Raw genomic sequence first — 14,245 nt, 5'->3', positions numbered from 1 at the left:
TGAAGTATCATTTGCAAGGAGGTCCCCGCCCATGAAAAAAACAACCATCATCCCAACCGTCAGTGTCCTGATTGCTCTAGTTTGTGCTGCTCTGTTTTGCTTGAACTGGAATCCGGAGCCACTTCTGAAAGGAAAGGAACAGCCGGTGACACTGAGCGATATAGAACAAAATCTTATAACCGATTTTAACGGTTTCCCAGCGGGGGAGGATATTCCAAGGCTGACCAGTGCAGCGGACTTTTCAGAAATCATCTATTTGTCAGATTATGTGACAGCAGAGCCAGTGGGGATTGTCGAAACCGGTATTTCCAGCCTGAAACCATGGGAAGATCATTACTATACGCAAAGAGTCAAGGGCAGAACAACCGGACGTCAAATCCGTCGGCCGGAAATTACTTCATCCGACTGGGATTTGCTGGGCAGCTATCAGCCATATTACCTGCTGGAGCTTCCGGATCATACTTATATCGTGGCACAAATTCCGCAGGAAACAGCGAAAGCAATCGAAAGTGGCAAAAGCATCACACTTCCAATCGGTCAGAAGGTAAGAATGAGCAATGCCGCTCGGAATGAACTTTCTGCCATCTGCGAGGAATACGGGGCAGATATGGATGGCGTGTTCTATGCTGTTAATGACAAATGGCAGGAGGAGCACCAGTTCATCTTGTTTCTGTTACGCTTCGGGGCTGCCGCCCTGCTTTGGTTTGTGCTTGCCGTAGGACTGACGCTGGCAGGATGGAAGCTGTTCACAAGCGAGGAGCCCTAAAAAGCGGAGGGAAAAATCTATGGATACAGGAAAACCAAATGAACCGAAAGAAAAATCTGTTCCCATAGCCGGAGTGCTTCTTTCCTGCCTACTTACCCTAAAGGTGTTGTTTATCAGTTTTAAAAGGATCATTCAAGCGAGCGGAGGGCTTGTTTATGCCTTTTACAAAGTAGGTCTGATACTATTTATTTTTTTATATGTTATTCTGGGACTGATCCTTATTCCGGCTCTGCTTATTATTTTTATCATACAGGCAGTCCGTCGCAGAAAGAACCGTAGGTACATAAGGAATTGTATATTTTCTGCACTTTGGTGTTTTATGATGATTCTGTCAGGTCCTGTGATAAACCGTGTTTCTCCTGCCATTGAAAAGCTGATAACTGAGATCAAAATACTGACCTATGAATCAACGGTTGAGAAGATCCACAATGGGGAGCAGCTTCAGAAATATGAGGATATGACTGGAGGAATAAACGGCAGTGAGGATGTGGCATTCTTCCAGTATTCTCCCGGTGAATATGAAGAAGATGGTCATATGTATTACCTGAAGGAATACTACATTCTTTATTCTGAAGATTCTTCCTGTGATGTAGAGCGGATAAAGAAACACGCAAGAGGACTTCCGCTTTACCAGCATGGCAGGATTGAAATGGAGGAAATTAAAAGCAACTGGTATCGCTTAGAGGTAACTTATAGCTTAAATTCATAGGGAAAAGAGAACCTCATGTATTTATATGAAAATTAGGATTGGAAAGGGAATGGGGAATATTTCAGATGATAAAAGGAGCAATTCTTAATAAAGGAGAAGATGGATACACCTATTTCAAAAAAATATTTAAGGCTCTTAACAATTTTCAAAAGGACTATAACTGGTTAATAACCGATTGTGAGGCATATCCAAAGAAGTTAGGACATGAGATGCGTATACATCAATCTAAGCATGGAAATTATGCGTGGATAAGTGGAGAAGAATTAAGCGGAATTATAAAAAAAGATGATTTCCATTGGATTTGGGCTGTATTATCAGGGTTTGATAAAAACTGTTCAAAGGATGAGGTTTTGAAATATGAATTTCCGTATGCAGATTGTTATGATGGGTTTTGGAAAGAAAAACCTTCTATTCAGCATCCACTTGCCCGTATAGAACTTGTTGCATGGGATGGCGATTTAACTTTATTCATAAGTAAGGATGAGGATCTTGTAAATCGTTTCAGAAATGCCTTCCCATTAAGCAGGGATTTAGAGGAATTCAATGCGGAACTCTAGGCATCTAAAACTCCTAATACGGAACTCTTTAGGAAATTCTATCATAAATACGGGCAAGAAAGAACTTGGCCGCTTATTTGCCAGTACATTGAGCAAAGGAGAAAATTACGATTAGGCATTGAACAATCAGATAGATGATTTATTGTAGAAAATTAAAATAGCTGATAATGTTGAATAGGAAGTATAAACGAGAATAATAATGCTATCACAACTAGAATTATATTAAAAATGGAGGGAAGTAGATATTTCTTCCCCAATTAAAGGAGTAAGAAAAAATGTCAGATTTTAATCATCCATCTCAACAACAGAAGTTTGCATTGTATATGAAACGGGCATTGGCGTTGTTCGTTTCTGTCTGTCTTTATATCGGGCTTTTTCAATTATGCTTTTCTTCTATTTTGGATGGACATGGAATAGACTATGAAATTCTCTCATGGGGCTTTTGCATTGCTGTGATAGGGTACTTTTGGATTGCCGGAGGTCTGTTTTATCATTACCTGGGCTTACAGCGGTGGAAGCTTTGGGTTGCCATGAATATCATAGGTTTCCTCCTCAGCTTTCCGGTCTTTCACCGTTTGGAACCGTGGCAGGAAGAGCTGGATATGATCATGCTGACATGGTGGGTGGTATCCTGTCTTATTGTTGCCTGGGGAGTAGTAGGTGTTGGGTATATTTGTGTGCAATTTGTTTCTAATTTTCTTGAGAAATAATAGAACGATTAACTGAAAAGTCCATGTTCTGTGTGCTTCTGCCTCGGATCATGGACTTTCTGTCTATTCACATTCAAATTGCTGTTTACTGTCATAATCTCCCAGATTTTCTTTGAGAAAATTGGCTTTCTTGATATACATAGGGTTGACCAGCTCCCCTTTTTCATGAAGCAGGCTGAATTTGTAATCTAACAGTGCAGCCGGTACATATAGCTTTCTGGCTGTTTCAAAAAATGAATATTCTGATAAACATTCCAGAACCGTCCGGTCTTCTAAAAGCAGTTCTGCCGCAAAAAAGTTTGCCTCATCTTCTTCTATCGAACTGCCGTCAAACATCTCCATTTCATGGAAGCCCCGCATCATGGCGATCTTCGTATGAAGAATTGCATGACCAAGTTCATGGGCGATTAAAATGCGTTCCAAAACCTCATTGACATTACTGTCTATGACAATATTCTTCTGTCTGGACTGATAGTAAAAAAATCCCTTCAGCTTTTTCTGCATATCGTGATAATGAACTTTAATTCCCAATAACCGGCAGAGTTCATAAGGATCTCTGGTATCATATTTTTTGACCAGTTTTTCTACCACACTGATAATATGTGCTGCCGTTCTCATCTGAATCACCTCCGAATCTTACACATAAAACATATCTTGTGCATGAGTGATTATTCGTATATCTTAAACTATTCTTTGGCTTTATGTTTTCTGTATTTCTTCGGTGTGAATTTTTCTTTTGCGGTCTGTTTAGAATCCATATATACTGCCATAATTGCCTGAAAAAACACATCTTTGGCGTCATCGTCCAATTCGCCGCCGGCAAATAAAGAGTTTACCCGTCCTAACACTTCCTGAGCCTCTTTTGCACCTTTGGAGCCGAAATTTTCCCTGGCTGACGCAATGAACAGATCTTTGTCCAGATTGCTTTGTGTGTCCGTTTCTTCATCATCCATGAGATACGATACAGAAACGTGCAGAGCTTCTGCCAACTTTCTCACATTGCTTTTACGGGGGAGCGTTCCAAGCTGTTCGTAAGTATAGAGGGAACGTTCTGAAATGCCGGTCACCTGTGCTAATTCTGTCTGGGAAAGATTTAGTGCCAAACGGGCTTCTTTCACTTTTTCTCCAAAAGTCATATTCTTACCTGCCTTTCAAAAAATATTTCGTAACTTCCGATTAGTTGTTGACAAACTTCCGAAAAATGTTATAATCAAATCAGAACAGATGTTCTTCTGCTTTATTATATATCGGAAGTTTTGGAGTGTCAATAACTTCCGAATGGAAACTTTCGGAAAATAAATCGGAAGTTTCGATGATGTTGCCTGCTCTCCGGTATTTCTTTCCCTTTAGCCGGTCTGTGGGATTAGAGAGGAATAGGAATTTATGACATAGTTTGAAAGGAGATTTTACATGAGCAGGAATAATACACAGGTCTTAAATAACATCCGTATGCTGTGCCGGATACAGAAGGTAAATGAAAAAATGCTGTATGACCGTTCCCGACTGATTCTGTCGATTTATCGGGATGTCTGCTGGTCTGCTATAGGACGGGCTGATAAGGTGCATGAGGACTTGATCTGCACTTGCGGAGCAAATCTGAGCGATGCTCTGGTCTATCTGGAAACCTTCGCACCGGATGAAGAAAGAGAACGTTTTGAGGAGCGTATCCGCAGCCTGTTTGAAACAAAGTGGATGATTGAGCTGGTGGATCACGCCATGGGACGAATTAAGGAATACCCATGCAGGGGAGATTTATACTGCGAGATTATCTCCAAAAGTTATTTAAGCCGTTTTCATTATAGAGAATCAGAGCTGCTTGAAGTTTTAAGCATGGAACGTAGCACATACTATGACCGTAAAAAAGAAGCAATCCTTTTGTTTGGCTTATCCTTATGGGGGACTTCTATTCCGATGCTCAAGCAGTTTTTGCGGGAAACGAAAGATGAGGAGGATGCCTACCGGATTTATGAGAAATATTGATGATGGAGTCCGATAAAAGTCCGACTTAATTCCGACCGTTTTCCTACTGAAAGTCCGACTTGACAGGTGTTAAGATTGGTATGCTGGAAGAATGCAGCATATCAATAAAAAAATCAGATCCGCCTCGTGCCGATATGGTACGGGGCATTTTTTATGCCGTCTTCCAGACATTTTGCATGAAAAGAACCAGAGATTTTCTCCGGTTCTTTTTTTGTGCCGTCAAGGAGGAAACGGTATGTACTATAACCAGAAAGAAAGCGGAAAAAGAATTGCGGAATTAAGAAAAGAAAAAGGATTAACCCAGGAACAGCTGGCGGAGAAACTCAACATCAGCACAAGCAATCTTGGAAAACTGGAGCGGGGCTTGCAGAGTTTTTCTATTGATCTGCTGATTGAAATTGGTTTTTTCTTTGGGGTTTCCACGGATTATTTGCTGCTTGGGTGTAGCATTCCAAATTACGATGCTGGAAAAGAGGTTGATTCTTTGGTTACACAGCTGCAAGCCTTGAAGAAAAAAATGTAGAAAACCGCCGTACCACGGTGGGTATCCGCCGTACAAGGTCATAAAAAAATGAATGTGGAACAGGTACAATTTAGTCACAGCCAAAGAAAACGGCTGAATGTACCTTGAAAACTTCATACACATTCATCAGATACGTTCCTGTTGTCGGTGTGAAAACATCAGCCACATCAGCGGTACGCCATGAGGTATCGGCTATCCAAGCAGAACAGATTTTTCAGTTGCTTTTGAACCGATATGAGCGAAAACTACCGGCTTGTAACGATCAGGTTGCTCCTAATCTTGGCAATGAAACCAACAGGTATAATGATACTTCTCTACGGAGCTGGCGGAGAACCCGGCAGAGGTTAGATTCCTATGGAGCTGATCAGCAGTCAGCCGTCTGATGATTTCCCGATAAACCACTTTATCACCCAGGGGTGCCGAGGGCAAATATGGGGTTCAACATAATTTTCGGAAGGGCTGTTTTCATCTGCTTGCAGATGGGAGCAGCCCTTTGTACATACCCAATGAGAGGAGGTTTTATTTATGATGAAAAGTAATTGGGTATATCGCCGAGGCGATATTTATTGTGCTGATCTGAACCCTGTAGTCGGCTCTGAACAAGGCGGCATCCGTCCGGTGGTAGTGATCCAGAATGATATAGGAAATAAACATTCTACAACCTTGATCGTGGCTACGGTCACGACAAAAATCAGAAAGAAAGGGCAGATGCCGACGCATTATCTCATTCAAAACAATCCGGCATTTTCCGAGCCATCGGTGGTAATGCTGGAGCAGATCCGCACGATTGATAAGAAGCGGATTGAGGGGTACCTGGGAAAGGCAACCCAGAGTGAAATGCTTGGTATTGATAAAGCGTTGCTTGCCAGTGTCGCATTACAGCATTTTTGCAGAGATTTGTCAAAAAACAGTGATGCATTATCTGCCAATCCTTAAGCATAATTCAACTTGTGAAAGCGTAGGCTTGTGGTAAGGAAATGAAGGTGGTGTATAGCGTGAATTTGGAAAATATGAAGGATGTGGACATCCGTACAGTGGACAAATCTTCGTTATCCGAACTGCGTGACATTAAGATAAAGAAAACCGCAGAAAATCGTTTGGATGTCGAAGATCTGCAAAGACAGACACCGAATTTCTACTGTTTTCGGGTGGGAGAAATAGCGGTTGAGTTCGATTATGCAAGGAACGGAAGGTCGGTAAACGACCTGTTTTCGTTAATGGTTCAGGCGAGCCTGTGACATCATTGTGTAAATAAGGCATGGCGGGTATATTATAAGTGAACCTGTCAGAAAGGTGGCGGACCGACTACCCCTCGGTCTGCCATCGCTTATAATAGCCCCCTTTGATAATAACCAAAGGAGTGGATGATTATGACAAAGAAACCTTTGAAAAAGGTGTATCATGCCTCCATTTACCTGAGATTATCAAAGGAAGATGGAGATGTGACAAGCGGCTCTAAAAATGAGAGCAACAGTATATCAAACCAGAAAAGTCTGGTTATGGATTATTTGAAGGACAAGCATGATATTCAGGTAGTTTCCATTCGGGAAGATGACGGATACAGCGGCGTTGATTTTAACCGTCCGGGCTTTCAGCTTATGCTGGAGGACATAAAGAAAGGAATCATTGACTGTATCATTGTCAAAGATTTATCCCGGTTCGGTCGAAACTATATTGAGGTTGGACGTTATCTGGAGAAGCTGTTCCCCATGCTGGGTGTCAGATTCATTGCTGTGAATGACAATTATGACAGTCTGGAAGTGGATACGGCACATGATATTGTAATGCCGTTTAAGAACCTGATTAACGATTCTTACTGCCGGGATCTCTCAGTCAAAATCAGAAGCCATCTGGCAGTCAAACGCAAAAACGGCGAATTTATTGGAGCATTTGCCTGTTACGGATACTTAAAAGATCCGGAAAACAAGAACCATCTTGTGATTGATACATACGCCGGACCGGTGGTGCAGGATATTTTCCGCATGAAAATCAATGGATACAGTCAGTATAAAATTGCGGATACCCTCAATGAACAGGGAATCCTCTCCCCCATGGAATATAAACGAAGCATTGGCGTTCATTTTGAGACATCTTTTAAGGTAAATACTAAAGCCCTCTGGAGTGCCAAGGCAGTTTCCAGAATATTAACGAACGAAGTTTATACCGGCGTATTAGTGCAGGGCAAACAGACTACGCCGAACCATAAGGTAAAAGTGCGTCAGGCAGTTGAGGAAAAAGACTGGATCAGAGTGGAAAATGCCCATGCCCCACTGATTGATCCCTGCCTGTTTGAGATTGTGCAGACGCTTCTGGAACGGGATACCCGCACTTCTCCAAAGGCTGATTCAGTCTTTCCTCTCTCCGGTCTTTTGTACTGCGGGGACTGTGGACAGCCCATGGTACGAAAAACAACCACCTATTCCCTGAAAGGTGCCGGAGATTTTCAACCTCAGAAATATTCTTACTTTGTCTGCCAGGGACAAATCAAAGACAAAGCCTGCTCATGGCACAGGATAAGAGAAAAAGAACTTCTGGACACGGTTCTTCTGGCAGTCAATCATCATGTAAAAAATGTGCTGAATACGGAAAAAGCTCTAAAAGATATTGATACTGCCCCGTCCGTGCAGTTCCTGATTCAAAAGTATGAAAGCCATATTGAAAAAAAGGAACTAGAGCTTCAGAAGGCAGAAAAACTGAAGGTTGGGATCTACGAGGACCTGAAAGACGGACTGTTGGATAAAGCCGAGTATCTGAAGCTGAAACAGGAATTTGACAGTCGGATTGAAAATGCTTCTGAAGCGATCCGGAGTCTCCGTCAGGAAATATCGGCATTGCAGGAAAATCATTCTGAGCATTATGCCTGGATGGATTATTTCAAGGAGTTTGGAGAATTGCAGGAGCTTACACGCTGGGCGGCAGCCATTACTATCAACCGTATTTTGATATTCGAAGATAACCGTATCAAAATCGTGTTTAACTTTGAAGATGCTTTTATGCAGGCACAGGAGCTTTTAAGAGAACTGGAGGGAAAGGAAGGAGCGTAAGATATGGCACGAAAGAAAAGATTAAATACAGCGGCTGTACTGGGAGCTGAATGTGCTTCTGTTTCGGGAATACCGGAAGATTCAGGTTCGGGCTTTTGCACAGCGGCATATGTCCGGTTGTCTGTAGAGGACAGCGGAAAGATTGACGGTTACAGTCTGCAAAATCAGGAGGACTTACTTCTGTCCTTTATCAATGAACACAAAGATCTGCATCTCTATAAGATGTATGTAGATAATGGATTCACAGGAACAAAATTTGAACGTCCTGCTTTTGAAGAAATGATGGAGGATATGAAACAGGGACGGATCAACTGCATTGTTGTAAAGGATTTGTCCCGCCTGGGACGAAACTATCTGGAGGCAGGCAATTATCTGGAACAGATTTTCCCGTTTTTCAAGATTCGCTTTATCTCAATCACAGACGGTTATGACAGCTTCTCTCCTGATTTTACGGATGAAGCACTGATGATTCCTCTAAAAAATATCATCAATGAGGGATATGCGAAAGACATTTCCCTGAAGGTATCATCCTCCATAGCGACGAGGAAAAAACAGGGAAAGTTCATGGGGAAATATCCTCCTTACGGATACCTGAAAGATCCGGCGGATAAAAACCATCTGATTGCAGATCCGGAAACAAGCCCCGTTGTTCAGAGAATTTTCCAGCTGCGTTCCGAAGGGAATGCATTAGGAGCCATTGCCAAGATTCTGAATGGGGAACAGATTTCTTCCCCGACACGTTACCTTCTGGAAAAAGGAATTTCCAAAGAAAGCCGTTTTGCTGAGTCGTTCTGGGATAGAAATATTGTCCGCCGTATTTTAAAGAACCGGGTTTACCTGGGAATGATCGTGTACGGCAAAGAAGAAACTTCCTTTGCAAAAGGCATCAAACGGCATACCATACCGGAAACAGACTGGCAGGTAGCTCAGGGAAACCATGAACCGATTATCGAAGAAGAACTGTTTTACAGCGTTCAGGAACTCTTGGAACAAAGCAAAAAGGATTTTTATGAAAAAACAGGGATCAATGAGGACTATCAGCCGGAAAATCTGTTCCGTGGCATTATAAAATGTGCCGATTGTGGTCGGGCGATGAAAATGAGCAAGTTTGTGAGAACAACCAAATCCGGCGAAAAGAGTTATAGTGCAGTCTACGAATGCGGACGGCATAAAAATTTATATGATTACTCCTGCCCTCAAAAAAGTATTCATAAGAAAGACTTGGATCGATCTGTGGAAGAAGCAATCCGCTATCATATCCAGTTGTTTCTGAATACAGAACAGGTCATTGCAGAACTGAATAAGAAAGCAACGGTCAGACAGTCAGCCGCCAATCATCAGGATATGATCAAGCAGAAACAGCGTAGAATCGTAAAGGTTGAGCAGATGTCCTGCGGCATATATGAAGATTATCAGGATGGACTTCTGAATGAAACAGAATATCTGACATTAAGAAAGAATTATTCGGAAGAAATTCTTACACTGACTGAGGAAATTGAACATTTGTCGCAGGAACAGGTTCTATACAAGGAAGAATTTCATGCTTCCGGTTCCCTTTCGGAAATCGTTTATCAGTACAAAGAGTTTCCGGTGCTGATTCGTGAAATCATTGAGGCATTTATTGCAGAAGTTCAAGTACATACAGACAGCAGGCTGACCATCCGCTTCCGCTTTGAGGACGAATTTGAGAAATTGCAGCAACTTGCAGAAATGCGAAAGGGGGCTTAACTCATGGAAAACAAACCTTATGTTGTGGCACTTTACACTCGAATGTCCAAGGAAGATGATGATGTTGGGCTTTATGGAAACAAAGAAGAAAGCAACAGCATTACCAATCAGCGTATGCTTCTGTATGAGTATCTCAAAACACATCCGGAATTTCAGGGATATGAAGTGAAGGAGTTTTGTGATGACGGTTTCAGCGGTAAACGTATAGACCGACCGCAGTTCAATGAAATGCTGGATCTTGTGCGAAAGAGGAAAATCAACTGCATTATCGTTAAGGACTTCTCCCGCTTTTGCAGGGACTATATTGAAATCGGGAACTATCTGGAACAGCTCTTTCCGTTCCTGGGCATCCGTTTCATAGCAGTCACAGACAACTATGACAGTAAAGACAGCGGAACCGAAACTGCCGGGCTGGAGGTGGCATTTAAGAATTTCATTGCTGACTTTTACAGCAGAGACACTTCCAAGAAGCTTCGCAGTACCCGCAGTGAAATGGCAAGAGAAGGGAAATTTGCCAGTGCAAATGCCCCCTACGGCTATCTGAAATCCCCGGAGGACAAGCACAAACTGATTGTGGATGAAGAAGCCGCCCCGGTGGTCAGAAAGATTTTTGAACTGAAACTTGCCGGTCTGTCTGCTCTGAAAATCACAAAGATGCTGAATGAATCCGGCACTCCCTCTCCGGCACAGTATGCACTTCAGAAAAAACGGGGAATGGACTGGAGAAGAAAAAACAGCATTTCCGGTTGGGATTCTACGAAAGTGGTTGGTATTCTGAAGGATGAACGCTATGCCGGAAATATGGTTTCTCTCAAGCGGACGCTGAAAGGAATTTACGGCAAGGATACGCCGGTCGAGAAAGAAAACTGGATCAGGGTTGAGAATACCCATGAAGGGATTGTATCTTACGAAGATTTTCTCAGGGTACAGGAAACCTTCAAGGTATATCAGAAGCGACAGCCAAAGGAAATTGACCGCACTAATGCGTTTGAGTGTGCTCATTGCGGCAGAAAGCTGTCATACAGCAAAGACCGAAAGAAGCTGATCTGCCGATATGGGGAAGTCAATCCCCAGGCGGTATGCAGCAATGCAGCCTACTCTGACAAAAAACTGCGGGGAGCAGTCATGGCGGCTTTACAGTGGCATTTTGAACAGTTCCTTCATTGGGAGGAGCTTCAAAAGACGCAGCAGGAAAAAGAAGAAGCTGACCTTGACACCTCTCTGTATGAACGATCAATCACAAACCTTGATAAAAAGAAAACCTGCCTTTATGAGAAATACCGGGAGGGGGATCTCACAAGAGACGAGTATATGAAACAGCGAAGTGAAATCAATACAAAAGTTGAGGAACTGCAAAACAAAGTTCAGGCGATTGAGGCAAGGCGTATGATAAAGAAGAATGGCAATGCAAGAGTTGACCTTCTATCTGAACTGATTCATCAGTATCAGGATGTGAAAACCTTTACCAAGGAGCTGGAACGAATTTTCGTGGAACAGGTTCTGGTGTACGATGCGGAGCATATCAAAATCAAATGGAAGTTTGATGATGTGTTTGCGGCATTGCTGGGAAATGAGTAATCTCCCGATGGGGATTGCTCAGCCCACTATATTTTTTGTTCCTAACTTGACACCAGCAGATGTCACCGATCGTTTGGAACACATCAACCCATCCCTCGCCGCCCAAGCCAGAGTAGTGCTGGACATCAACAAATCCGAACGGCATATCCGGGGCGGACTGGCTACAAGAGAAAAATACCAGCATCGGCTGGCAATCTGCAGTAAAGAGAACAGCTAAACAAATACTTATGTGTACTATATACATCACAAAAACCGGCAGACCCTCACAATCTGCCGGTTTTTATATCAATTATTCTAATTTCAAAGCTTAGTTGGTTCCAATCGACATTGTCTCAGGCAATGTGCTTCCGCCATCAATAACAATCTGAGAACCTGTCAGATAGCTGGATTCGTCGCTTCCCAGGAATGCAAAGAGCTCTCCTACCTCGATTGGTTTTGCGAGGCGCTTCATGGGAACGCCGACTGCGATATCTGCGATTGCTGCCTCCGGATTTTCAGGATTAGATTCCAGAGCCATCTTTTCAACCATAGGTGTACGCGCATAGCCCAACTGTGAGCAGTTTACACGGATGTTGCGGTTTGCATACTCAACAGCCAGACATTTTGTCAGGCCAACCAGAGCAGCCTTTGTCATAGCATACGCTGCCTCACCTGCGTCTGCTACAATATCTCCGGTTACAGAGGAAGCGATCACAATATTGCCTCCGCCCTGCTTTAACATATATGGGATTACTGCCTTACAGGTGTTCCATACACCTTTGATATTTACATCGATATGGAAATCTCTGGTAGCATCATCCATCTCCTCAAAAGGAGCCAGACGGCATACACCTGCGTTGCAGCAGGCTACATTGATCTCTCCAAAAGCCTCAATGCCCTTTGCCGCAGCTGCATCCATCTGTGCGCGGTCCGCTACATTGGCAACTACGGTGATAATCTCTGAATTGTATTCCTTGCGCAGTTTTTCAGCTGTTTCTTCTACAGCAGGAGAGAGATCTACCATGATCAGCTTTGCTCCGTATTTTGCATACGCAGTAGAAATTCCTTCTCCAAGTCCGGCAGCAGCTCCGGTAATCAGTGCAACTTTTCCATCCAGTTTAGCCATTTTATCTTCTCCTTTACTTCATTCATTTATTTTCAGACGTTTCGTTTCGTCCGGATTAACTGTTTTACAAACTTAAAATTGCTGTACTCCATCCGGTGTTTCAATCTCAACCGGATGTTTCTTCCAGTTTACCAGAAGCATCCACAGCCAGATCACTACACCGATGCCCAAATATACTCCAAAGCAGATCCAGGAATCAATTCCCTGGCCCAATGTACAGAAAAATGCAATCGCAACTGCAATGAGCATCGCAAACACACGAAATGCATCACCGCCCTTAACGGTATTCGCACTCTTCCACTCAGGATGCTTGTGATGAATGCACACAGCTGAAATCATTGTTAAAGCATACGCACAGGCGCAGCCAAAACTCATCAGATTGAAAAATGCACTCATAAAATCGGAAGAGTTCTGAAGTACAATAAAGATCAAAGATAATACCAGCAGAAAAATGTTAGGAAGCATCGGCTGCTGATTTTTATTTACCTTGGCAAATACTTTTGGAAGGAAATTCTTATTTGCCATGGAATACAGCATACGTACGGTAGACATCCAGAATCCCAGCAAAGATGCTCCCATACCCAGAAGGCAGGAAAGAATACCTACAATAATCGGCCAGAAGGTCCATCCCAATACATTCTGCATGGTCGCAATGGTCAGGAAACCGTCCTGTGCGAAATTGGCATGAATGTCCTTCAGACCATCCAGACCTGCTACACAGAAATAATAAAATACATAAATACAGCCGCAGGTGAGAATGGAACCGCAGATTGCTTTTTTAGAATTTTTAATAGGGAAATCTCCTTCTTCTACCATCTGAGGAACGGTTTCAAATCCAAAATACGGAGTGATCAAAAGAGCCATTCCAATGATCCAGCCCGGTATACCGTTCACAGACTCCAACGTTGTAGTGAAAATATTTCCAAAGTTTTCCAGATGCCAATGACCGGAAAACAGAAGAATAAATCCAGTCAGAATGGTTACTGTGATATTACAAAACAGCATACCTGCCTGAGCCTTTACCAGAAACTGCACATTCTGGATACTCATTAAAAAATACAGAACCAAGAGTACAGCTGCACATCCCACCATGGGCCAAGTACCAAGGTTTAAACCCAGCGTTTTGTTTACCCAGGTCATAATTGCCATAACCACTGCCGGAGGAACGGAAATCCACGCTGCCATAATAAGCCAGGAAGCCAGGAAACCAACGTGCTTATTGATCCCTACGGTATTGTAGATCAGCTCGCCTCCTGAGGTATGGAACAAGGATGCCAGCTCACTGTATACCAGAGCTACCGGAAGGATCGCCACTGTCATCAGGGCGAATGCCAGAAACGTACCGCTGCCGCAATAACCATAAAATACAGAATCCCAATAGTTTACAAATGTGAAAATAGATCCTGTCGCAACCGTATAAACAAAAATCAATTTCAGACTCTTATTCAAACCATTGCTTTTATTTTGTTTGTCCTCCATGTAAAACACAACCCCTTTACTTTTACTTTGCAATTTTTCAGCATACAAAAAAGCCCAAAATCCCCC

General features: G+C 42.9%; 15 protein-coding genes and 1 pseudogene. 12 read left to right on the top strand and 4 right to left on the bottom strand.

Features of this window, described 5'->3' with window-relative positions; translation table 11 throughout:
• The first annotated feature begins 31 nt into the window (after nucleotides 1-31).
• The 4 genes from ACZM6M_RS10725 (at nucleotide 32) to ACZM6M_RS10710 (ending at nucleotide 2,742) form a co-directional block, all read left to right on the top strand.
• Nucleotides 32-766: a hypothetical protein gene (locus tag ACZM6M_RS10725; RefSeq protein WP_489490385.1), complete on the top strand. Its 735-nt coding sequence runs from the start codon at nucleotides 32-34 to the stop codon at nucleotides 764-766.
• Between the two features lie 19 nt (nucleotides 767-785).
• On the top strand, nucleotides 786-1,475 hold the full coding sequence (locus ACZM6M_RS10720; RefSeq protein ID WP_489490384.1) for a hypothetical protein: 690 nt from the start codon (nucleotides 786-788) through the stop codon (nucleotides 1,473-1,475).
• Nucleotides 1,476-1,540: 65 nt separating this feature from the next.
• Complete coding sequence (locus ACZM6M_RS10715; protein ID WP_489490383.1) at nucleotides 1,541-2,032, top strand: DUF2691 family protein; 492 nt, start codon at nucleotides 1,541-1,543, stop codon at nucleotides 2,030-2,032.
• Nucleotides 2,033-2,307: 275 nt separating this feature from the next.
• Complete coding sequence (locus tag ACZM6M_RS10710) at nucleotides 2,308-2,742, top strand: hypothetical protein (protein WP_489490382.1); 435 nt, start codon at nucleotides 2,308-2,310, stop codon at nucleotides 2,740-2,742.
• Nucleotides 2,743-2,805: 63 nt separating this feature from the next.
• On the opposite strand, the gene ACZM6M_RS10705 is transcribed toward ACZM6M_RS10710, so the two are convergent.
• Entirely contained in the window at nucleotides 2,806-3,360 is a 555-nt protein-coding gene (locus ACZM6M_RS10705) for an ImmA/IrrE family metallo-endopeptidase (protein WP_489490381.1), read from the bottom strand.
• Nucleotides 3,361-3,428: 68 nt separating this feature from the next.
• Nucleotides 3,429-3,878 (bottom strand): helix-turn-helix domain-containing protein, encoded by a 450-nt coding sequence (locus ACZM6M_RS10700; protein WP_489490380.1) that lies wholly within the window; start codon nucleotides 3,876-3,878, stop codon nucleotides 3,429-3,431.
• A 274-nt stretch (nucleotides 3,879-4,152) separates the two neighbouring features.
• Here ACZM6M_RS10700 and ACZM6M_RS10695 point away from each other — a divergent pair, with 274 nt between their 5' ends.
• From ACZM6M_RS10695 to ACZM6M_RS10660, 8 genes and pseudogenes are all read left to right on the top strand, one after another.
• On the top strand, nucleotides 4,153-4,722 hold the full coding sequence (locus tag ACZM6M_RS10695; RefSeq protein WP_489490379.1) for a hypothetical protein: 570 nt from the start codon (nucleotides 4,153-4,155) through the stop codon (nucleotides 4,720-4,722).
• Between the two features lie 235 nt (nucleotides 4,723-4,957).
• Nucleotides 4,958-5,245: a helix-turn-helix domain-containing protein gene (locus ACZM6M_RS10690; RefSeq protein ID WP_489490378.1), complete on the top strand. Its 288-nt coding sequence runs from the start codon at nucleotides 4,958-4,960 to the stop codon at nucleotides 5,243-5,245.
• 525 nt (nucleotides 5,246-5,770) lie between these two features.
• Entirely contained in the window at nucleotides 5,771-6,181 is a 411-nt protein-coding gene (locus ACZM6M_RS10685; RefSeq protein WP_489490377.1) for a type II toxin-antitoxin system PemK/MazF family toxin, read from the top strand.
• Nucleotides 6,182-6,231: 50 nt separating this feature from the next.
• Nucleotides 6,232-6,483 (top strand): DUF6870 family protein, encoded by a 252-nt coding sequence (locus ACZM6M_RS10680; RefSeq protein ID WP_489490376.1) that lies wholly within the window; start codon nucleotides 6,232-6,234, stop codon nucleotides 6,481-6,483.
• A gap of 132 nt (nucleotides 6,484-6,615) precedes the next feature.
• On the top strand, nucleotides 6,616-8,289 hold the full coding sequence (locus tag ACZM6M_RS10675; protein WP_489490375.1) for a recombinase family protein: 1,674 nt from the start codon (nucleotides 6,616-6,618) through the stop codon (nucleotides 8,287-8,289).
• Nucleotides 8,290-8,292: 3 nt separating this feature from the next.
• Entirely contained in the window at nucleotides 8,293-10,017 is a 1,725-nt protein-coding gene (locus tag ACZM6M_RS10670) for a recombinase family protein (RefSeq protein ID WP_489490374.1), read from the top strand.
• A 3-nt stretch (nucleotides 10,018-10,020) separates the two neighbouring features.
• On the top strand, nucleotides 10,021-11,595 hold the full coding sequence (locus ACZM6M_RS10665) for a recombinase family protein (protein ID WP_489490372.1): 1,575 nt from the start codon (nucleotides 10,021-10,023) through the stop codon (nucleotides 11,593-11,595).
• Between the two features lie 58 nt (nucleotides 11,596-11,653).
• A pseudogene (locus tag ACZM6M_RS10660) lies at nucleotides 11,654-11,812 on the top strand (sporulation transcriptional regulator SpoIIID); the annotation flags it as partial.
• A gap of 90 nt (nucleotides 11,813-11,902) precedes the next feature.
• Here the strand turns inward: ACZM6M_RS10660 and ucpA are convergent.
• Together ucpA and ACZM6M_RS10650 are read right to left on the bottom strand one after the other, a co-directional pair.
• Nucleotides 11,903-12,700 carry an SDR family oxidoreductase UcpA gene (gene ucpA, locus ACZM6M_RS10655; protein ID WP_296036387.1) on the bottom strand — a complete coding sequence of 266 codons (798 nt, stop codon included), beginning with the start codon at nucleotides 12,698-12,700 and terminating at the stop codon, nucleotides 11,903-11,905.
• Nucleotides 12,701-12,772: 72 nt separating this feature from the next.
• Nucleotides 12,773-14,179 carry an APC family permease gene (locus tag ACZM6M_RS10650; RefSeq protein WP_337434564.1) on the bottom strand — a complete coding sequence of 469 codons (1,407 nt, stop codon included), beginning with the start codon at nucleotides 14,177-14,179 and terminating at the stop codon, nucleotides 12,773-12,775.
• Nucleotides 14,180-14,245 lie beyond the last annotated feature (66 nt).

It is taken from the genome of Enterocloster sp. (assembly GCF_057861365.1).
Note: the sequence above shows the minus strand (reverse complement) of the source record. Positions and strands in the feature narration are given on the sequence as shown.

What these genes read in the sequence shown, in the direction of transcription:
- ucpA (WP_296036387.1), bottom strand. Translation starts at nt 12,700, where the DNA reads ATGGCTAAACTGGATGGAAAAGTTGCACTGATTACCGGAGCTGCTGCC.
- ACZM6M_RS10695 (WP_489490379.1), top strand. Translation starts at nt 4,153, where the DNA reads ATGAGCAGGAATAATACACAGGTCTTAAATAACATCCGTATGCTGTGC.
- ACZM6M_RS10685 (WP_489490377.1), top strand. Translation starts at nt 5,771, where the DNA reads ATGATGAAAAGTAATTGGGTATATCGCCGAGGCGATATTTATTGTGCT.
- ACZM6M_RS10710 (WP_489490382.1), top strand. Translation starts at nt 2,308, where the DNA reads ATGTCAGATTTTAATCATCCATCTCAACAACAGAAGTTTGCATTGTAT.
- ACZM6M_RS10675 (WP_489490375.1), top strand. Translation starts at nt 6,616, where the DNA reads ATGACAAAGAAACCTTTGAAAAAGGTGTATCATGCCTCCATTTACCTG.
- ACZM6M_RS10670 (WP_489490374.1), top strand. Translation starts at nt 8,293, where the DNA reads ATGGCACGAAAGAAAAGATTAAATACAGCGGCTGTACTGGGAGCTGAA.
- ACZM6M_RS10650 (WP_337434564.1), bottom strand. Translation starts at nt 14,179, where the DNA reads ATGGAGGACAAACAAAATAAAAGCAATGGTTTGAATAAGAGTCTGAAA.
- ACZM6M_RS10700 (WP_489490380.1), bottom strand. Translation starts at nt 3,878, where the DNA reads ATGACTTTTGGAGAAAAAGTGAAAGAAGCCCGTTTGGCACTAAATCTT.
- ACZM6M_RS10715 (WP_489490383.1), top strand. Translation starts at nt 1,541, where the DNA reads ATGATAAAAGGAGCAATTCTTAATAAAGGAGAAGATGGATACACCTAT.
- ACZM6M_RS10690 (WP_489490378.1), top strand. Translation starts at nt 4,958, where the DNA reads ATGTACTATAACCAGAAAGAAAGCGGAAAAAGAATTGCGGAATTAAGA.
- ACZM6M_RS10665 (WP_489490372.1), top strand. Translation starts at nt 10,021, where the DNA reads ATGGAAAACAAACCTTATGTTGTGGCACTTTACACTCGAATGTCCAAG.
- ACZM6M_RS10705 (WP_489490381.1), bottom strand. Translation starts at nt 3,360, where the DNA reads ATGAGAACGGCAGCACATATTATCAGTGTGGTAGAAAAACTGGTCAAA.
- ACZM6M_RS10720 (WP_489490384.1), top strand. Translation starts at nt 786, where the DNA reads ATGGATACAGGAAAACCAAATGAACCGAAAGAAAAATCTGTTCCCATA.
- ACZM6M_RS10725 (WP_489490385.1), top strand. Translation starts at nt 32, where the DNA reads ATGAAAAAAACAACCATCATCCCAACCGTCAGTGTCCTGATTGCTCTA.